This is a genomic window from Leifsonia psychrotolerans (assembly GCF_013410665.1).
Lineage (GTDB): Bacteria > Actinomycetota > Actinomycetes > Actinomycetales > Microbacteriaceae > Cryobacterium > Cryobacterium psychrotolerans_A.
This window is the reverse complement of the sequence record NZ_JACCFM010000001.1, coordinates 2,334,417-2,353,163: the sequence shown is the minus strand read 5'-3', so window position 1 is coordinate 2,353,163 and position 18,747 is coordinate 2,334,417. Positions and strand designations below refer to the sequence as shown.

Below are 18,747 nucleotides of genomic sequence, written 5' to 3'. Positions count from 1 at the left end.
GGAGAAGACCGATGTATCGACAACGGCACACAGCATCCGTGCAGACAGCGTCCGTGCAGAGAGCGTCCGCGCACACCGGGGCTGGGCAGGCAGCGCCTGAGCACGCGGCGGTACGGCTTTCCACGGAAGACAGCGAGGCAGCGCTGCGCGGGGCTGCGCAGCTCGCGGCCGACCGAACTGCTGGCGATTCACGCACAGCGTCCCGAATAGCGAGGGCGTGGTGGGAACGCACCGGCATCCGACGGGTGCGGCGTGGCGACGACGCCGGCGCGGCGACCGCTGAATACGCCGTCGCCACGATGGCCGCGGTGGGTTTTGCCGGACTGCTCATCATCATTCTGCGGGGCGACGAGGTGCGCGGCATTCTCACCGAGCTGGTGCGCAATGCACTCACGGTGGGGTGAACGAGCGGGGGAGTCTGACCGCGGGAGGTGCCTGACGCAGCCACACGAGCGAGGCAGCATTACCGCCGAATTCGCGGTGGTCCTTCCCGCCGTCGTGCTCGTGCTCGCCTGCTGTTTGGCTGCGATCCAGGTGGTCGGTCAGCAGGTGCGACTCACCGATGCCGCGGTGGTTGCCGCACGGATGCTCGGTCGTGGTGAGAGTCTCGACAGCGCGGCCGCTGCGGTGCAAGCGTCGATCGCCGGTGCGGAGCTCCGCACCGAGCACCAGGGGGATCTAGTCTGCGCACTCCTGCAGAAGCCGAGCGGTTTTGGTCCCTTCGCCCGTGCCGGCGTGACCGTGACAGCGCGCTCCTGCGCGCCGAGCGGGGGACTCTGATGCGCAGAGCGAGAAAGTCGCGCCGGGACAGGTCGGTTGAGGGTGAGGGAGGATCCGGCTCGCTTCTGGCCGTGGGGGTGCTTGGCGCGACCCTCGCGCTCACCGTGGCGGTCATTCCTCTGTATGCGGTGCTCGCGGTCACGCAGCAGGTGCAGGGCGCCGCGGCTGCGGCGGCGCTTGCTGCCGCCGACACGGCATCCGGACTTCTTCCGGGGATTCCGTGCTCGGTGGCCGCGCGGGTTGCGACGGCCAATGGGGCATCGATCGACTCCTGCGCGATGGATGGCCTGATCGCCTCGGTCGTGGTGAGCCGCGGCTACCTTGGCTTCACCCTCGAGGGACGGGCGCGGGCCGGACCGCCGCCCTCACCACAGTGACGACACGCGGGGTGGCACAAAATGAAGACTACTTAAAGACGGCCTCAAGGTAGCGATAATCCACAGCGGTCGGCCGGTTGGCCTGGCCGCCGGCGTCGAACTCGATTCCGCTGCTGCGCTGATAGATGTAGTGCTTTCCGGAGTCGGCCGGAATCTCGAGGCGCGCCCGGGGATCGCCCGACTCGAGAAACTCGGTTCGAATGGTCTTTCCTTCGAGAGGACCGTCCGTCAGCTTGGCCGTATACGTACCCATCGCTTCAGTAGACATGTCTCAATTCTCACCATCCGAGCAGAACTGACAAGCCCTCAATTCGGCAAGCACCCGTTTCCTGTGTGTATGGTGTGCCATGGCCCACACGACGGGTCCCTACCTATAAGAGGAGTCTGGTGCCAGGCACTAAGAAGCTGGTCATTGTTGAGTCGCCGACCAAGATGAAGTCGATTGCGGGCTATCTGGGCGACGGCTATGAGGTGTTGTCCTCTGTCGGACACATTCGCGACCTGATCGAGCCCAAGAACTTGCCCCCCGAGCTCAAGAAGGGGCCGCTGGGTAAGTTCTCTGTCGACGTCGACAACGGGTTTGAGCCGTATTACGTCGTCTCCGACGCCAAGAAGAAGACCGTCGCCGAGCTCAAGCGGGCGTTGAAGAACGCCGACGAACTCCTCCTCGCAACTGATGAGGACCGCGAGGGCGAGGCCATCGCGTGGCACCTCCTGCAGGTCTTGCAGCCCAAGGTGCCGGTCAAGCGCATGGTGTTCCACGAGATCACCAAAGACGCCATCCTTGCCGCAAAAGACAACACCCGCGACCTCGACACCGCCCTTGTTGACGCGCAGGAAACCCGTCGCATTCTCGACCGGATTTACGGATACGAAATTTCTCCCGTGCTCTGGCGCAAGGTCGGCCCCGGTCTGTCCGCCGGGCGCGTGCAGTCCGCAGCCACCCGTCTCGTGGTCGAGCGTGAGCGGGAACGCCTCGCGTTTGTCGCAGCAGGTTACTGGGACCTGATCGCACAGCTGGCACCGTCGGGCGCGGAGCGCGACAAAGAATTTGCTGCGAAACTCGTGCGTCTGAACGGCGAACGCATCGCCTCCGGCAGCGATTTCGACGACACCGGCACTCTCAAGCCCGGCGTGAAGGCGGCGACCCTCGACGAGGCATCCGCCGTTGCGCTCGCCGCAGCGCTGCGCGAACCGGGCGTTCCGCTCACGGTCAGCAAAGTCGCTTCGAAGCCGTACCGCCGCAGCCCGGCCGCCCCGTTCACGACCTCGACCCTGCAGCAGGAGGCGGCGCGCAAGTTGCGCTTCACCGCACGCCAGACCATGAGCGTCGCGCAGTCGCTGTACGAAAACGGGTACATCACCTATATGCGTACCGACTCGCCGTCGCTCTCACAGCAGGCGATCACCGCTGCGCGCACCCAGGCCACGGCGCTCTACGGCGCCGAAACGATTCCGGACAAACCTCGTGTCTACAAGGGCAAGAGCAAGAACGCCCAGGAAGCCCACGAAGCCATTCGCCCCTCGGGCGATACGTTCCGCACCCCCGCGTCGCTTTCCGGCAGCCTGCGCGGCAACGACTTCAAGCTCTACGACCTCATCTGGAAGCGCACAGTCGCTTCACAAATGGCGGATGCGACGGGTTCGACGGCGTCTGTCACCATCGAGGCCGGCCCGACCGGGCAGGCCGCGCACCCCGCGGCATCCGGTGCCCGGGCCGAATTCTCGGCCAGCGGTACGGTCATCACGTTCCGGGGCTTCCTGCTCGCCTACGAGGAAGGCCGGGACGAGGAGCGCAACGCGCCCACCGATGCGACCGAATCGAAGCTGCCGCCGCTGACCGAAGGCCAGACGCTCACGCTGGCCGATGTCGAGGCCAAGGGCCACGAGACCACCCCGCCGGCGCGTTTCACCGAGGCCAGCCTGGTCAAGAAGCTCGAGGAGCTCGGCATTGGCCGCCCCTCGACCTACGCGTCGATCATCTCGACCATCACCGACCGCGGTTATGTCACGCCGCGCGGCCAGTCGCTCATTCCGAACTGGATCGCGTTCTCGGTGGTGCGCCTGCTCGAAGACTTCTTCGGGGATCTGGTCGAATACGACTTCACCGCTGAAATGGAAAACGACCTCGACCGCATCGCCGACGGCGAGGCCGACCGGGTTGACTGGCTGAACAGCTTCTACTTCGGCTCGGACAAGCACCGCGGCCTCCGCCAGGTCGTCGACAACCTCGGCGAGATCGACCCGCGCGTCATTAACTCGGTGCGGATCTCCGATGACATCACGTTGCGCATCGGCAAGTACGGCCCCTACCTCGAAGTGATCGAGCCGGATGCCGACCCTGATGTGACGCCGCGCCGCGTCAACATTCCGCCGGATCTGGCCCCCGACGAGCTCACCGCGGCGAAGGCCCGCGAGCTCATCGACGCTCCTGTCGTGACCGATCGTGTGATCGGTGTCAATCCGGTCAACGGCAAGAACGTCGTTGCCAAAGATGGCCGCTTCGGACCGTACGTCACCGAGGTCGACCCCGAGCCGGCAGCCGATGCAACGGCGGCAACGGATGCCGCGGCTGCAGCCGCTACGACTGCGACCACGCTCGCCGATGGCAGTGTCGTCGACCCCGCCACCGGCGAAGTGTCAGAGGCTGCCGCGAAACCCAAGAAGAAGGCCCCGGCGAAGAAGGCGGCTACGGCTAAAGCGCGCACGGCATCCATCTTCAAGTCGATGGACCTCGCGACCATTGACCTCGACACCGCGCTGCGCCTGCTCGATCTGCCGCGCGTTGTCGGCAGTGATCCCGAAACCGGCACCGAGATTTTGGCGCAGAACGGTAAATTCGGCCCGTATCTGAAAAAGGGCGTCGACACCCGCTCGCTCACGAGCGAAGACCAGATCTTCGACATCGACCTGGCCGGTGCGATCGAACTCTACGCGCAGCCGAAGTACGGCGCCCGCCGGGCCTCGAGTGCGCTGAAGGAGTTCGAGGCGCCAGACCCCGAGAGCGGCAAGGCCATCAAGATCAAGGACGGCCGGTTCGGCGCCTATGTGACTGACGGCGTGACGAACGCGACGATCCCGAAGGCCGAGACGGTCGAAGACGTCGACTTCGACCGAGCCGTGCAGCTTCTTGCCGATAAGCGAGCCAAGGGCCCGGCGAAGAAGGCGCCGGCGAAGAAGGCCGCTGCGAAGAAGCCGGCCGCCAAGAAGGCACCGGCCAAGAAGGCACCGGCCAAGAAGGCACCGGCCAAGAAGGCTGCTGCAGGGAAGGCAGCGGTGACACGCGCGGCCGTCGTCAAGACTCCGGAAGAGAAGGCGGCGATCGCGGCGAAAGCGGCCGCGACCCGTGCGCGGAACGCCGCGACCAAGGCAGCGGAGGCCGGCGCCGCATCGTGACCGGTTTTTTCATCACTATTGAGGGCGGCGACGGGTCAGGCAAGTCGACCCAGGCTCAGCTGCTGACCGACTGGTTGGAGCAGCACGGGCATACCGTGATGCGCACCCGTGAGCCGGGCGGCACCGAGGTGGGCGTCGAGATCCGTGAGATCGTGCTGCACCACCCCGGCGAAATCGCGCCGCGCGCCGAGGCGTTGCTTTATGCAGCCGACCGCGCTCACCACATCGCGACAAAGGTCCGCCCGGCGCTGGCGCGTGGGGAGATCGTGATTCAAGATCGCTACATCGACTCGTCGGTTGCCTATCAGGGGGCCGGGCGCGTGCTCGGCGCCACCGAGGTGCGCGAGCTCTCGCTCTGGGCGACCGATGGGCTGTTGCCCGATCTGACGATCCTGCTCGACCTGGACGAAACTGTCGCGCGCGCCCGGCTGAACGCTGCGAATAAGCGTTTCGACCGGCTTGAGGCCGAGAAGAATGAGTTCCACGCCCGGGTGCGGGCCGCGTTCCTCGAACTCGCAGCGGCTGAGCCCACCCGGTTTCTGGTCACGGATGCCGCTGCCCCTGTTGACACGATCGCCGCGATTCTGCGGGCTCGCGTCGCCGAACTACTGTCCTAGACCTCGCGGCCCGCGTTGAAGACGCAGGACCATGGTTAATCGTGGGCCTTCTTCCCAAACGCGGGCCGGAGCAGACTGTCGGCGGCGAACGGTAGCCTTGACTCATGGCAGTTTGGGACGACCTGACAGGGCAGGCCGAGGCGATCGCCATTTTTCGTGCCGCAGCGGCTCGCACGACGACCGGCGACGGCGCATCCGGTGCGACGACCGAGTCCGCATCGATGACGCACGCCTGGCTGATTACGGGGCCGCCCGGATCTGGCCGCTCGAACCTCGCGTTTGCATTCGCGACGGCACTGCTCAGCCCCGGCACGCCCGAGGGCGATGAGGCCGCCCGCCGCCAAGTCGACGCCCGCACGCATCCGGACCTCACGATCTTGTCAACCGAGGGCGTCATCATCAAGATGGAGACCGTCAAAGAGGTCGTCGCTCGCTCGCAGTATTCGCCGTCGCTCTCGCGCTACCGGGTGATTGTGGTCGAAGATGCCGACCGCATGGTGGAACGCACATCGAACGTGCTTTTGAAGGCGCTTGAAGAGCCGCCCGAGCGTACCGTGTGGATTCTCTGTGCGCCGAGCGAAGCAGATTTGCTGCCCACAATTCGTTCACGCGTGCGGTCGGTTCGCCTTGGAGTTCCGAGCATCGAGGAGGTCGCCGCCCTGCTGTCGAAGCGCACCGGGGTCGACGCCGACACTGCCGAGCGCTGTGCACGGCAGGCGCAGAGCCACATCGGTATGGCCGTGCGCCTCGCCACCAATGCCGAGGCGCGAGCCCGGCGTGAAGAGACGTTGCGGGCGGCTCTCGGTATTCGGGGGGTGTCGAGCGCGGTCGTGACCGCTGCGCGTCTGCTGGCGATCGCCGGAGACGACGCCAAGTCGTTCACCGCCGAGCAGGATGCCGCCGAGCGTGCCGGCGTGCTGCGTTCGCTGGGCGTCGAGCCGGGTCAGGCCGTTCCACCCGGGCTCCGCGGGCAGTTGAAGGCGCTGGAAGACGATCAGAAACGGCGAGCGACACGCAGCCTACGCGATGGAATCGACCGCATCCTCGTCGATCTCGCCTCGCTCTATCGCGACGTGATGATGGTGCAGCTCGGGCGTGAGAGCACCATCATCAATCGGGAGCTTGCCGCGGAGTTGCGTGTGGCAAGTAGCGCGACCGAGCCGGCCGGAACTTTGGCCACGCTTGACGCGATCGCACTCGCCCGCCACCGAATCGAATCGAATGTTGCCCCGGCACTCGCGTTGGAGGCCATGCTGGTGACGGCGATCCGTCGCTAGAGAAGCGTGTTGGAACAGAGGGTTGGCCGATCGATCGTGCTCACAAGCGCGCAGAAGAAGGAAACGCAATGATCAGACGCCGTCGTGCACTCGTCGCACTGGCCGCAGCCGTGGCTCTCACCGCGGGACTCAGCGGCTGTGTGTCGCTGTTCATGCCCAAACCACCCCCCGCCACCTCGAACCCGACGAGTGAGAACGTCGACCCGGCGCTTCAGCCGTTCTACAGCCAGATACTCCGCTGGAAGGCGTGCGGTTCCGGCATGCAGTGCTCCACCGCGAAAGCGCCCCTGAACTGGAAAGAACCGGCAGCGGGCACCATCGACCTCGCTCTCGTGCGCCACGTGACCACCGATGGCAGCCGGGTCGGCTCACTGCTGGTGAACCCGGGCGGTCCGGGCGGGTCGGGCTACGACTTCGTCAAGGACTCGCTCAGCTACGCCGTCGATAAGCGGCTCGAGAAGAGTTTCGACATCGTCGGTTTCGACCCGCGCGGTGTCGGTCGGTCGTCGGCGGTGGCCTGTTACGACCCGGCGCAGATGGACCAGTACCTGTATTCGCTGACAACCGCGGCGCGCGGGTCGGATGCCTGGATCGCCGAGATGGAGGCGGACGCCACCAAGTTCGGTGCGGCCTGTGACGCGCAAACAGGCCCCCTACTCGGCGAGGTCGACACCGTGAGCGCCGCTCGCGACCTGGACCTACTGCGCGCCGTTCTCGGCGACGCCAAGCTTTACTACCTCGGCTACTCGTACGGCACCTACCTCGGCGCGACCTACGCCGAGCTCTACCCCGAAAAAGTTGGCCGTCTCGCGCTCGATGGCGCGCTTGATCCGGCGGCCAGCAACTTTGACGTGACGCGGGTGCAAGCGCAGGGCTTCGAAAGCGCGCTTCGGGCCTACTTGAAAGAGTGTTTGTCGGGGTCGAGCTGCCCGTTCACGGGCACCGTCGACGACGCGATGGTGACGATCAGGGCGCTGCTGGCATCCGTCGATGTGAGCCCTCTGAACAATGAGGATGGGCGGCAGCTCGGTGCCAGCACTCTGCTCACCGCCATAATTTATCCGCTCTACCAAGCCTCGGCCTGGCCCGCGCTCAGCCAGATGTTTGAGAGCGTGATGCACGGCGATGCGAGCATCGCGTTCGAGTTCGCCGACGCTTATAACGGCCGAAACGCCGACGGAACCTACGCCGACAACTCGACCGAGGCCTTCAACGCCATCAACTGCCTCGACTACAGCTACGACGACGATCCGGCGTCGATGCGCGCACAGGCCGCAGAAATCGAAGCCGCTGCGCCGACGATCGGTACGTATATGAGTTTCGGCGATATCAGCTGTGCCAATTGGCCGTTCACGTCAACAGTAAAGCGCGGTGAAATCCATGCGCCGGGGGCGGCGCCGATCCTCGTGATCGGCACGACGAATGACCCGGCAACCCCGTACAAATGGGCTCAGAGTCTCGCGAAGCAGCTCGACAGCGGGCATCTGGTCACCTATCAGGGCGAGGGCCACACGGCCTACAACAAATCAAATTCCTGCGTCAATGACGCCGTTGATGATTACCTGATCCGGGGCATAGTTCCCGCGAAGGACCCCCTCTGTTGAGCAGTTTTTGAGCCGGGATTCTCGGTTTCACGGTCCCTGTCGGGGCGGAGTGTACAAAACCAGTCGCCGGAGCCGGTAAGCTTTGATGCTGTGTCACCGAGTTCTTCCTCGCGAGGAGCTCGTGGATCAAGCCGCCTTAGCTCAGTCGGTAGAGCGATTCACTCGTAATGAATAGGTCATCAGTTCGATTCTGATAGGCGGCCCCGACAAAACACTGGCCACCAGCCCGATTGGGTTGGTGGCCAATGTTGTCTCAGCCGATTCTCGGCTGCCGCATCGGAGCGTCGGCTCCGGCTTTCGTGAGGATCCAGACATGACGCACACACTTCGCTGGGGGATACTGGCCACCGGTTGGATCGCCCACCTGTTCGCAAGTGACCTGCGTGAGAGTGGCTTCGCGGTTCAGGCCGTCGGGTCCCGCACGCAGGAGGCCGCCGATATCTTTGCGGCCGAGTTTGATATTCCGACGGCTCACAGCAGCTATGACGCACTCGTGGCCGACCCTGAAGTCGACATCATCTACGTGTCGACGCCGCATCCGTTTCACCTGGCGAATGCCAGACTCGCCCTCAACGCGGGCAAGCACGTTCTAATCGAGAAGCCGATCACTCTTAACGCTGCCGAGGCCCGCGAGCTCGTCGACCTGGCCGCAGCCAACGGCGTCGTCATCATGGAAGCGATGTGGACGCGTTTTCTGCCGCACATGGTGCGCATCCGCGAAATTATTGCTGCTGGAACCCTCGGCGACGTGCACAGCCTCATCGTCGATCACACACAGAACCTCTCCGACGACCCGGAACACCGAATCAACTCGTTGGAGCTCGGCGGCGGGGCACTACTCGACCTCGGAATCTACCCGATCTCATTCGCTCACGAGCTCTTCGGACGCCCCGAAACGATTCTGGCCAGCGCCAGCTTCAAGCAGACCGGGGCCGACGCGCAGGTCGCAACAATCTTCCGATACCCGGATGGCCAGATCGCGTCGACCCTGTCGGCCAGCGATACCGCGGGTCCGAACACCGCAATGATTCTGGGCACCGACGGTCGGATCGAAATCGACACGGTGTGGTACTCGCCCACCACCATGCGGGTTCTCGACAGCGACGGCACCGTGCTTGAGACGTTCTCGGCCGACGTGAACGGTCGAGGCATGCAATTCCAGGCTGACGAGATCGAGCAGGTGATTGCGCGCGGCGACCTCGCGAGCACGATCATGTCACCGGAGGAATCCGTCTCGATCATGGAAACGCTTGACACCATTCGCGAGCAGATCGGTCTGCGCTATCCGGGTGAGTAGGCGCGGGCAGTCGGCGGCACGGTGAGTCCGTGCGCTGGGCGCTCTCTCACATGGGTTGGGTAAAGTATGCGGGTGGAAGAATCTGATGCTGAGCTGAACCGTCGTGCCGACTCCGAGAGCCCCGATGCGGGCACCACGGACCACTCCGGCGCAGTGGGATTTGTAAAGCGTCACCGCGTTGCAAGCCTGATCGGCGCTAGCGCCGTGGCATTCGCGCTGCTCGGCACCGGGGCCGTCTTCGCAGGTGCGTCGACTGGATCGACACCGGAACCCGTCGCGATCTCCACGGCCACGGCCTCGGCCACGCCGACCCCGACTCCGACCGCCACGGTTCCGCCGCGAACTGTGCCCGGAACCGAGAGTGTGGCCAGCCGCCTACGCACCTGCAGCGTCGCAGAGCTCGCGACAGACCCGCGGCTCGGCAGTTTTCAGGCTCAAGTCGTCAACGCCAACACCGGCGAGATTCTCTTCGATCGCGGGGGCAGCACGCCGTCGCGCACCGCGAGCGTGCTCAAGGTACTGACCTCGGCTGCGGCGCTGGCCGTACTCGGACCCGACTACCGAGCCACGACGTCAGTCGTCAGGGGAACGGAACCAGGCCAGATCGTTCTCGTCGGCGGGGGAGACCTCACCCTGTCGCGCACGAGCACTGGCGAGGAATCCACGTATGCCGGAGCGGCCCACCTCGACGCACTGGCCGCGCAGGCTCTCGCAGCATGGCAGGCCGACCCGGCCAACGCCGACCAGCGTATCTCGTCGCTCGTGCTTGATTCGTCGATGTTCGGTGACCCCGGCTGGGAGCCGAGTTGGAACCGCAAGGAACTCACCGACGGCTACATGCCAGAGATCACGGCCCTGCAGGTCGACGGCGACCGCGACAACCCTTTCCGCAGCACCTCGGAGCGGAGCGATGACCCAATCGGCCGCGCCGGCGAGGCCTTCCAACGGCTTCTCCCCGGGTCAATCGAGGTCTCGCGCGGCACAGCACCGGCCGGAGCGGCCGTGCTGGCCAGTGTGGAATCACAGCCCGTGTCCACCCTGATTCAGCAGTCCTTGATCGTCTCCGACAACGCACTCGCCGAAATGCTGGCCCGCCTCGTGGCTGTGAAGTCGGGCGCTGGCAACACCTTTGCGGCGCTGAACCAATCGACCATCGCCGGCTTGGCCGGCTACGGCATTGACACCACGGGCATCGTCATAGCCGACGGCTCTGGCCTGAGCGACAACAACGCGGTGCCGCCGAGCTACCTCACGCAGCTGTTCCGCAAGATCAACGCGCGGGAAGGCAACCTGGGCGTCATCTTCGACGGTCTGCCGGTGGCTGGCCGATCAGGTTCACTGTCGTACAGCGACAGGTTCAGCGGCGCCAGTTCGGTCGCCGACGGTGCTGTGTTCGCCAAAACCGGCTGGATCGACACCGGATACACGCTGTCAGGAATCATTCACGCCGCCGACGGCACACCGCTCACCTTCGCCGTTTACGCGCTTGGCGATGTGAGCGACAATGCCAAGCAGGCCATCGACACCATCACCGCCGCATTCTTCACCTGCGGCGACAATCTCTCGAACAACTAGCGCAGCACGCACGAACAGGGCAGTACCGAACCCGAAGGAGTGGACCGTGACTCGAGCACTGTTCATCATTGACGTTCAGAATGACTTCACCGAGGGCGGCGCTCTCGGGGTCGACGGCGGGTCTGCCGTCGCGGCCGGGGTGACCGGCCTGCTGGCGCGGCATCCGGAGCTCTATAGCTCAGTCTTCGCCTCGCGCGACTGGCACGACATCGGCAACGACAACGGCGGTCATTTCGCTCGGGATGCCGCGCCCGACTACGTGTCGACCTGGCCGGTGCATTGCGTGGCCGGTACGTCCGGTGCCGAATATCACCCGGCCTTGGCGACGGATGCCGTGACATTCCACATTCGTAAAGGGCAGGGCAAGCCCGCCTACTCGATCTTCGAGGGAACGACCGAGGCTGGCGAGACGGTGGGTGCGCTGCTCGCCGCGCGGGGTGTGACCGACATCGACATTGTGGGCCTGGCGACGGATCACTGCGTGCGGGCCTCGACGCTTGACGCGCTCGAACACGGCCAGCATGTGCGTGTGTTGACCGATCTCATCGCTGGCGTCGCTGCCGGGCCGAGCGAGGCGGCTCTGGCCGAGATGGCGCACGCCGGCGCGGTGCTGGCGACCTCGCATGCCGTCGCAACGGATGCCGAACGTGCCGATGCCGGCACTGGCACCGATTCGTAGACTGAAATCATGGCAATCACGTTCAACTTCATCGGCCTCGTCGTGGCCGACCTGGGTCGCTCGCTCGACTTCTATCGCCGGCTCGGGCTGGAGATTCCCGAGATTTCGGATGACGAGGGTCACGTTGAGGCCGCATTGCCCGGCGGTCTGCGCCTCGGCTGGGACACGATCGAGACCGTCAGAACCTTCGACCCGACCTGGACGGCGCCGACGGGCAGCCACCGGGTGGCGCTGGCCTTCGACTGCGAGACGCCGGCCGAGGTCGACCGGGTTTTCGCCGAGATGACCGAAGCCGGGTTCGCCGTCCACGTGCAGCCGTGGGATGCCTTCTGGGGTCAGCGCTACGCGACGCTCCTCGACCCCGACGGCAACGCGGTCGACCTGTACGCGCCGCTGCCGGCCTGACACGTACTCCTCGGTTCGGGCGCTGGCACTCTGTGCGCTGTCCCCCGATTCGGAGATTGGCGCGACACGCCATGTTCCGGCGCGGCGACACGCGGCTATGTGCTTGATTCTCCGAATCGGGGGACAGAGAGGACGACACGGGACAGGCACACGGAGGGGGCCTGGGACCGAGGCAGGAACTGGGACGAGGATCGGGAACGCGCTCAGGCGCGCGCCAGGGACGGACGACGCATCCGTTTGCGAGGCGAGGGCTCCGCCACAGACACGGGATGAACCAGTTTCCCACCGAATGAGCGCACTGCCGCGACTCGGAGTGGGGCTCGGGGAGTCTGAGCTCATGACGAATGTCGCGAGTGGATTGCGCCGGATCGGTGGGGTGGCAAGCACCTCGGAGTTGAGACGCCGAGGAATCACCAAACGCATGTTGGCCGAGGCCGTGTTCGGGGGCGAGATCGTGCGACAGCGCATCGGGCACTATTGCCTTCCGGGGACCGCAGAGTTGATTGTCGAGGCGTTACGTGTCGGCGGGCGCGTGTGTTGTGTGAGCGCGGCGCCGTTGCACGGCCTGCGTGTGTTGCACGGCGCCGAACGTCTGCATGTTTCGGTCGATCCTCACGATTCCCGGTTCCGTAGCCGAGTGGATCCGCGGGTGCAATTTGAACCGACTGCGACTGCGCTGCGCCCCGGCGCTCGCGAGCGGGGGACCCGAATCCACCTTCACTGGGATTCCCCGCGCCTCGACCAATCCTCGCGGCACATCGTCTCGATCGAAGACTGCGTGGTGCAGCTCATCAGATGCCTTCCCCCGATCGATGCGATCTGCGCGCTCGATTCAGCCCTCGAGATTCCCCGCATCGGTCGGGAGACGGGCTTGCCGCTGCTTGACGGCGCTGGACTCACTCGAATTCGGGCGAGGGTGTCGAGAGAGCAGGCCGCGATGGTCGTGGACCGCTCGTGCGGGCTCTCGCAAGCAGTGGGAGAATCAGTTGCGCGATGCAATTTTGAGGATGCGGGCATCCCCTCGCAGCCTCAAGCTCCGCTGCCCGGCGGATTCTTCGCGGACCTCCTGATTGGGCGCTGGCTCGTGTTCGAGTGTCTCGGCGAGGGAGTGCACACCGCTCCGGGTGCGTTTGATCGTGACCACGCACGCACTGCCTGGCTGCAGACCCAGGGTTTTCACGTGGTGCAGTTCTCCCACCACCAGATTCTGGGCGACTGGCCGATGGTGCTCGGCACCATGCAGCTGCTGATGCGCCGGGGGCAGCACACGCATCCGTTCTGAGTCGGTGGCTGCCAGGGAAGAGTTGGAGGGCACTCGCGGCATCATTGTGCACGCGACTGCAGCCCCCGGATTCGGAGAATGTGAGCGGATGCCGCGTGTCGCGACGGCGACACGCCGACAAGCTGCCCGATCTCCGAATCCGGGGACAGAAGCGGTGGGGGTAACAGCGGGTGGTGGTAGAGGTGGCGCGTGGGCGGCGTGGGCGGCGTGGGCGGCGTGGGCGGCGTGGCGGTGAGGCGGCGCGGGCGGCAGCAGACGGCAGCAGACGGCGACTGACGGCGGCAGACGGCGACTGACGGCGGCGCGGGCGGCGCGGGCGGCAGCAGACGGCGACGGGCCCGGATGCCGGAGCATCCGGGCCCGTCTGGCAGTCCAGCCGATCAGGCAGGTACCGCGCGTCTGAACAACTGGCCTAGAGTGTGTGGCCGAGCTTGAAGCCCTTCTCGTTGTCGCCCTCACGGGTATACGAGAAGCCGTCCGCGCCGACGGTCACCTCCATCTCGGAGTCGTCGGTGCGCGCGATGAGCGGCTGCGGGTTGCCGTCCAGGTCGAGCACGAGCGAGGCATCCGTGTACCAGCTCGGCACGACGGCATTGCCCCACCAGTCGCGGCGCTGATTGTCGTGCACGTCCCAGGTGACGACGGGGTTGTCGGGGTCGCCGGTGTAGTAGTCCTGCGTGTAGACCTCGACGCGGTGACCGTCGGGGTCGCGCAGGTACAGGTAGAACGCGTTTGAGACACCGTGGCGGCCGGGGCCACGTTCGATGGTGTCACTCTTCCGCAGCGCGCCGAGCTTGTCGCAGATCGCGATGATGTTGTGCTTCTCGTGGGTTGCGAATGCGACGTGGTGCATGCGGGGGCCGTCACCACCGGTCATGGCGGTGTCGTGCACGGTGGGCTTACGGCGCATCCACGCGGCGTAGGTGGTGCCCGCCTCATCCTGAATGTCTTCGGTCACACGGAAGCCGAGGTCCTCCATGTACGCCACGGCGCGGGGAACGTCGGGAGTGACCTGGTTGAAGTGGTCGAGGCGCACGAGGCAGCCCGGAGTCTGCAGGTGGTACGCCCAGGCGAGGCGCTCGACGTGCTCGACGTCGTAGAAGAACTCGTACGGGAATCCCAGCGGGTCTTCGACGCGCACCGAGTCGCCGATGCCCTTCGTGTAGCCCTGGCTGTTGCGTTCGACGCGGCAGCCGAGCTCGGTGTAAAAGGCCACGGCCTTGTCGAGGTCTTCGGGGCTACGCACGCGGTAGGAGAACGCGGCGACCGCGGCGATGGGGCCCTTGCGCAGCACGAGATTGTGGTGGATGAACTCCTCGAACGAACGCAGATAGATCGCGTTCTCGTCCTCTTCGGTGACGACGAGGCCGAGGATGTCGACATAGAACTCACGCGACGCGGCGAGGTCGGTGACGACGATCTCCATGTAGGCGCAGCGCAGGATGTCGGGGGCCGGCGCGGTGGGGGTTGCAATACGGTTCACGGGCACGGCGATGGGGCTGCCGGAGGTGACGACGGGTTCAGTCATGGTGATGCTTTCTCTTCCTTGAAAAATCGGGCTCAATTGCAGGAACGGCCAAGGCCGGGGGGAAACGGGCTACTTCGATGTGCCAAAGCGCGGGGAGTGCGCCTCGCCCAGCGTGATGTGCACAGCCTGCTGGTCGGTGTAGAAGTCGATCGATCGGTAGCCGCCCTCATGGCCCAGACCGGATGCCTTGACTCCGCCGAACGGAGTACGCAGGTCGCGCACGTTGTTGGAGTTGAGCCAGACCATGCCGGCCTCAACGGACTGCGAGAAGTTGTGTGCGCGCTTCAGGTTGTTGGTCCAGATGTAGGCCGCCAGTCCGTAGCGGGTGTTGTTAGCCAGCTCGAGCGCTTCCTCGTCGGTGTCGAACGGGGTGATCGCCACGACCGGGCCGAAGATCTCTTCCTGGAAGATGCGGGCATCCGGTGACACATCGGCGAAGACCGTGGGGGAGACGTAGTTGCCGGTCTCCAGGCCCTCGGGGCGGCCGCCGCCGGCGACGAGACGGGCTTCGGTTTTGCCGATCTCGACGTAACTCATGACCTTGTCGTAGTGCTCGGGGTGTACCAGGGCGCCGACCTCGGTGGCAGGATCGTGCGGGTCGCCGACCACGATGTTCTTCGCACGCTCGGCGTAGCGGGCAACGAAGTCGTCGTAGATCGAACGCTCGACCAAGATACGGCTGCCCGCGGTGCAGCGCTCGCCGTTCAGCGAGAACACGCCGAACACCGTCGCGTCGAGAGCGGCCTCGATGTCGGCGTCGGCGAAGACCACGGCGGGCGACTTGCCGCCGAGCTCCATCGACAGGCCCTTGAGGAAGGGAGCCGCGTTGCCGAAGATGATCTGTCCGGTGCGGCTCTCGCCGGTGAACGAGATGAGGGGAACATCGGGGTGCTTGACGAGCGCGTCCCCGGCTTCCTCGCCGAGGCCGTTCACAAGGTTGAACACGCCGTCGGGCACGCCGGCCTCACGGAAGATCTCGGCCCATAGCGAGGCGGACAGCGGGGTGAATTCGGCCGGCTTCAGCACGACGGTGTTGCCGGTGGCGAGTGCGGGAGCGAGCTTCCACGACTCGAGCATGAACGGGGTGTTCCACGGCGTGATCAGGCCGGCGACGCCGATCGGCTTGCGGTTGACGTAGTTGACCTGGCGGCCGGGCACCTTGTACGTGTCGTCACTCTGGGCGACGATGAGGTCCGCGAAGAAGCGGAAGTTCTCGGCCGCACGATTGGCTTGGCCCAGCGACTGCGTGATCGGCAGGCCGGTGTCGAACGTCTCGAGTTCGGCGAGGCGCTGACCGCGGCTCTCGACGAGGTCAGCGATTGTGTGCAGCACGCGCGAGCGCTGACGCGGCATCATGCGCGGCCAGGGACCGTGCTGGAAGGCGTGCTTGGCCGCGGCGACGGCCAGGTCGATGTCGGCCTTCTGCCCGGCTGCGGCTGTGACGTAGCTCGTGTTCGACACCGGGTCGAGCACATCGAAGGTCTCGCCGCCGACCGAGTCGACGAATTTACCGTTGATGAAGTGCTGGATCGAGGACGGCAGGTCCTCGGGAATGTAATGCGTCATAGTTCTCTGTCCTCCGTTGGTCGAGCGTGTCGAGACCCGGTGATCGTCGCCGGGCTGTCTGATCGGAATGCTGGGGTGGGTGGGGTTAGTAGGCCAACGCGGGGTCGGCATCCGTGACCGCCGGGGTTCGGTCGGACTGCAGGCTGACCGCGCCCGGCTCGCCAAGCGGATGCTTGTGCTCAGCCTGGTAGGCCAGCATCGCGTCGAGCGTCGCAGTGCGGTGAGCCCGCGCCCCCAGCTCGATCTGCAGCGCCGACGCGCGGGCCTCGATCAGTCGCAGCAGTTCTTCATGCTCCAGCACCGAGGCGTGCGAGCGGCCGGGCACGAAGCTGAAGGTGGAGTCGCGCAGCACATTCATGCGGTTCCAGCCACGGTGCACGAGATCGAGGATGTGCGGGTTCGGGCATTCCTCGAACAGGATCGCGTGGAATTCGAGGTTGAGCTCGGTGAAGCGATGCGGGTTGAAATTGTCGAGACAGGCGATCATCTGGGCGTTGACGGCGCGTGCCCGCGCAATGTGCTCGGCCGTGAGGAACGGAGCGGAGAGCGCTGTTGCGGCGCCTTCGACGATGCTCAGTGTCTGCATGGTGTGCAGGTACTCGATCTCTTCGAGCATCGCGACCTGCGCGCCGATGTTGCGCTCGAAGGTGACCAAGCCCTCGGCTTCGAGCAGGCGGATGGCCTCGCGGACGGGCACCACGCTCATGTCGAGTTCCTTGGCGATCTGGCCGAGCACGAGCCGGAATCCGGGCACATAACGACCGTCGTTGATGCGCTCACCGATCCAGCGGTGCGCGATTTGGGCCTTACTCAGAGTGGTCATCAGGCGCCGGTCGATTCGAGGTAGCGCTTCTTCCAGCTGGCGTTCATGGGGAACAATCCGTCGACAGCCTCGCCGTTCGCGACCTGTTCGGCCACGTAGGCGTCCTGCCGTTCCTGTTCGGCAGCCTCGGCCACCACCTCGGCGAGCAACTGCGGCGGAATCACGATCACGCCGTCGCCATCGCCCACGAGAATGTCACCGGGCTGCACGGCAGCGCCGCCGCAGGAGATGGTCACGTCGACCTCCCAGGGCACGTGCTTGCGGCCGAGAACGCTGGGGTGGGCGCCCTGCGAGAAGACGGGAATGTCGAACTGGGCGACAGCGTCGAAGTCGCGCACGCCGCCATCGGTCACGATGCCGGCCGCGCCGCGAACCTGAGCGCGCAGGGCCAGCACATCCCCGACGGTTCCGGTGCCGCGCTCGCCGCGGGCCTCGACCACGAGCACCTCGCCCGGGTTAACGGTGTCGAAGGCGAGCTTCTGGGCGTTGAAGCCGCCGCCGTGACTGGCGAAGAGGTCGGGACGGAACGGGATGAAGCGCAGGGTCTTCGCGGTGCCGATCATGCGGTCGCCCGGGTGGTTGGACGAGACGCCCTCGATGAAGATGTCGTGGTAGCCACGCTTGCGCAGTGCGACCGAGAGGGTTGCGACGGCGACGCCGTTGAGCTGCTGTCTGATCTCGTCGGTCAAGACCGAGGTGACGGATGCCGCGCGCTCGGCGTTCACGCTGCCCGTACCGTCGCTCCCACCCGGGACGCCGTCCAACGTGCTGGCGCGGCCGGCGGCCACAGCGGCTGTGTATTCGGCCTCACTGCCCCAGGCCTCGATGCGCTGCAGGTCGTCGACGGCCGGTGTGCTGCCGAAGTCGCCGAACGGCGTGGTTCCCTGGGCGATCGTGGTGACGAGGCGGCCGGTGCTCGGCGCATCCGGGTGGGTGGGGGCATCCACTTCGACCTCGACGACGTCGCCGGGGAGCACGACCGACGAGCCGGCCGGGGTACCGGTGAGGATCACGTCGCCGGGCTCGAGGGTCATCAGTTGGGAGAGATCGGCGATGAGCTGGCCGAACGGGAAGAGCAGGTCCGCGGTGGTGTCGTCTTGCACGAGCGCGCCGTTGACCCAGGTGCGCACGCGCAGTGCGGCCGGGTCGAGGTCGGCGGCGGGAATGACGATCGGGCCGAGGGGTGTGAAGCCGTCGCCGCCTTTGGAGCGCAGGTTCGAGCCCTTGTCGGCGGTGCGCATGTCGTAGATGCCGAAGTCGTTCGCGGCGGTCACGCCCGAGACGGCCGCCCATCCGTCGGCGGGGGAGACCCGGCGGGTGCTGCGACCGATGATGAGAGCGATCTCACCTTCGAAGGCGAGAAGTTCGGTGCCGGCGGGGCGCTCGAGTGTGCTGCCGGTCGCCGAGACGGATGTCGGGGGCTTCAAAAAGTAGGACGGCTGAGCCGGAACGCGGCCACGCTGCGCGGCGCGAGACGGGTAGTTCAGGTGCACGGCGATGATCGTGCCGGGTGTGTTCAGGGCATCGTTGCTCATTGAGGT

The 18,747-nt window shown here is 65.7% G+C and carries 17 protein-coding genes and 1 tRNA gene; 13 read left to right on the top strand and 5 right to left on the bottom strand.

Features of this window, described 5'->3' with window-relative positions; all coding sequences use genetic code 11:
* Positions 1 to 206 precede the first annotated feature (206 nt).
* The 3 genes from HNR05_RS10775 to HNR05_RS10765 all read left to right on the top strand — a co-directional run bounded on the left by HNR05_RS10775 (position 207) and on the right by HNR05_RS10765 (position 1,157).
* Positions 207 to 404, top strand: a complete 198-nt coding sequence (locus HNR05_RS10775; RefSeq protein WP_179580832.1) for a DUF4244 domain-containing protein — start codon at positions 207 to 209, stop codon at positions 402 to 404.
* 76 nt (positions 405 to 480) lie between these two features.
* Positions 481 to 780, top strand: coding sequence for a TadE family type IV pilus minor pilin (locus tag HNR05_RS10770; protein WP_343062553.1), 300 nt, complete (start codon positions 481 to 483; stop codon positions 778 to 780).
* The gene (locus HNR05_RS10765; protein ID WP_179579011.1) at positions 780 to 1,157 is read left to right on the top strand and encodes an Rv3654c family TadE-like protein; all 378 of its coding nucleotides are present in this window, start codon (positions 780 to 782) and stop codon (positions 1,155 to 1,157) included. The genes HNR05_RS10770 and HNR05_RS10765 overlap by 1 nt, the downstream gene beginning before the upstream one ends.
* Positions 1,158 to 1,185: 28 nt before the next feature.
* On the opposite strand, the gene HNR05_RS10760 is transcribed toward HNR05_RS10765, so the two are convergent.
* Positions 1,186 to 1,425, bottom strand: a complete 240-nt coding sequence (locus tag HNR05_RS10760; RefSeq protein WP_179579010.1) for a hypothetical protein — start codon at positions 1,423 to 1,425, stop codon at positions 1,186 to 1,188.
* A gap of 119 nt (positions 1,426 to 1,544) precedes the next feature.
* Between HNR05_RS10760 and topA the strand changes: the two genes are divergently transcribed.
* From topA to HNR05_RS10710, 10 genes are all read left to right on the top strand, one after another.
* On the top strand, positions 1,545 to 4,553 hold the full coding sequence (gene topA / locus HNR05_RS10755) for a type I DNA topoisomerase (protein ID WP_179579009.1): 3,009 nt from the start codon (positions 1,545 to 1,547) through the stop codon (positions 4,551 to 4,553).
* A complete protein-coding gene (tmk, locus tag HNR05_RS10750; protein WP_179580828.1) occupies positions 4,547 to 5,170 on the top strand; it encodes a dTMP kinase in 624 nt (207 codons plus the stop codon). Before topA ends, tmk begins: the two co-directional genes overlap by 7 nt.
* A 104-nt stretch (positions 5,171 to 5,274) precedes the next feature.
* Positions 5,275 to 6,447, top strand: a complete 1,173-nt coding sequence (locus HNR05_RS10745; RefSeq protein WP_179579008.1) for a DNA polymerase III subunit delta' — start codon at positions 5,275 to 5,277, stop codon at positions 6,445 to 6,447.
* Positions 6,448 to 6,515: 68 nt separating this feature from the next.
* A complete protein-coding gene (locus HNR05_RS10740) occupies positions 6,516 to 8,051 on the top strand; it encodes an alpha/beta hydrolase (RefSeq protein ID WP_179579007.1) in 1,536 nt (511 codons plus the stop codon).
* A 130-nt stretch (positions 8,052 to 8,181) separates the two neighbouring features.
* A tRNA-Thr gene (locus HNR05_RS10735) sits at positions 8,182 to 8,254 on the top strand.
* Between the two features lie 110 nt (positions 8,255 to 8,364).
* The gene (locus HNR05_RS10730; RefSeq protein ID WP_179579006.1) at positions 8,365 to 9,348 is read left to right on the top strand and encodes a Gfo/Idh/MocA family protein; all 984 of its coding nucleotides are present in this window, start codon (positions 8,365 to 8,367) and stop codon (positions 9,346 to 9,348) included.
* Between the two features lie 72 nt (positions 9,349 to 9,420).
* Positions 9,421 to 10,923: a D-alanyl-D-alanine carboxypeptidase/D-alanyl-D-alanine endopeptidase gene (dacB, locus tag HNR05_RS10725; protein ID WP_343062552.1), complete on the top strand. Its 1,503-nt coding sequence runs from the start codon at positions 9,421 to 9,423 to the stop codon at positions 10,921 to 10,923.
* A 46-nt stretch (positions 10,924 to 10,969) separates the two neighbouring features.
* Positions 10,970 to 11,602, top strand: coding sequence for an isochorismatase family protein (locus HNR05_RS10720; RefSeq protein WP_343062551.1), 633 nt, complete (start codon positions 10,970 to 10,972; stop codon positions 11,600 to 11,602).
* 9 nt (positions 11,603 to 11,611) lie between these two features.
* The gene (locus HNR05_RS10715; RefSeq protein ID WP_179579003.1) at positions 11,612 to 12,007 is read left to right on the top strand and encodes a VOC family protein; all 396 of its coding nucleotides are present in this window, start codon (positions 11,612 to 11,614) and stop codon (positions 12,005 to 12,007) included.
* A 337-nt stretch (positions 12,008 to 12,344) separates the two neighbouring features.
* Positions 12,345 to 13,289: a DUF559 domain-containing protein gene (locus HNR05_RS10710; protein WP_179579002.1), complete on the top strand. Its 945-nt coding sequence runs from the start codon at positions 12,345 to 12,347 to the stop codon at positions 13,287 to 13,289.
* 412 nt (positions 13,290 to 13,701) lie between these two features.
* Here the strand turns inward: HNR05_RS10710 and hpaD are convergent, their stop codons facing one another.
* From hpaD to HNR05_RS10690, 4 genes are all read right to left on the bottom strand, one after another.
* The gene (hpaD, locus tag HNR05_RS10705) at positions 13,702 to 14,817 is read right to left on the bottom strand and encodes a 3,4-dihydroxyphenylacetate 2,3-dioxygenase (protein WP_179579001.1); all 1,116 of its coding nucleotides are present in this window, start codon (positions 14,815 to 14,817) and stop codon (positions 13,702 to 13,704) included.
* A 69-nt stretch (positions 14,818 to 14,886) separates the two neighbouring features.
* Entirely contained in the window at positions 14,887 to 16,383 is a 1,497-nt protein-coding gene (gene hpaE, locus HNR05_RS10700) for a 5-carboxymethyl-2-hydroxymuconate semialdehyde dehydrogenase (protein ID WP_179579000.1), read from the bottom strand.
* 85 nt (positions 16,384 to 16,468) lie between these two features.
* Complete coding sequence (locus tag HNR05_RS10695; RefSeq protein ID WP_179578999.1) at positions 16,469 to 17,206, bottom strand: GntR family transcriptional regulator; 738 nt, start codon at positions 17,204 to 17,206, stop codon at positions 16,469 to 16,471.
* On the bottom strand, positions 17,206 to 18,741 hold the full coding sequence (locus HNR05_RS10690; RefSeq protein ID WP_246318387.1) for a fumarylacetoacetate hydrolase family protein: 1,536 nt from the start codon (positions 18,739 to 18,741) through the stop codon (positions 17,206 to 17,208). Before HNR05_RS10690 ends, HNR05_RS10695 begins: the two co-directional genes overlap by 1 nt.
* Between the last annotated feature and the right edge of the window lie 6 nt (positions 18,742 to 18,747).

Coding starts and splice junctions, on each gene's coding strand:
- hpaD (WP_179579001.1), bottom strand. CDS start 14,817: ATGACTGAACCCGTCGTCACCTCCGGCAGCCCCATCGCCGTGCCCGTG.
- HNR05_RS10695 (WP_179578999.1), bottom strand. CDS start 17,206: ATGACCACTCTGAGTAAGGCCCAAATCGCGCACCGCTGGATCGGTGAG.
- HNR05_RS10690 (WP_246318387.1), bottom strand. CDS start 18,741: ATGAGCAACGATGCCCTGAACACACCCGGCACGATCATCGCCGTGCAC.
- HNR05_RS10715 (WP_179579003.1), top strand. CDS start 11,612: ATGGCAATCACGTTCAACTTCATCGGCCTCGTCGTGGCCGACCTGGGT.
- HNR05_RS10760 (WP_179579010.1), bottom strand. CDS start 1,425: ATGTCTACTGAAGCGATGGGTACGTATACGGCCAAGCTGACGGACGGT.
- HNR05_RS10740 (WP_179579007.1), top strand. CDS start 6,516: ATGATCAGACGCCGTCGTGCACTCGTCGCACTGGCCGCAGCCGTGGCT.
- HNR05_RS10745 (WP_179579008.1), top strand. CDS start 5,275: ATGGCAGTTTGGGACGACCTGACAGGGCAGGCCGAGGCGATCGCCATT.
- hpaE (WP_179579000.1), bottom strand. CDS start 16,383: ATGACGCATTACATTCCCGAGGACCTGCCGTCCTCGATCCAGCACTTC.
- HNR05_RS10710 (WP_179579002.1), top strand. CDS start 12,345: ATGACGAATGTCGCGAGTGGATTGCGCCGGATCGGTGGGGTGGCAAGC.
- HNR05_RS10765 (WP_179579011.1), top strand. CDS start 780: ATGCGCAGAGCGAGAAAGTCGCGCCGGGACAGGTCGGTTGAGGGTGAG.
- HNR05_RS10730 (WP_179579006.1), top strand. CDS start 8,365: ATGACGCACACACTTCGCTGGGGGATACTGGCCACCGGTTGGATCGCC.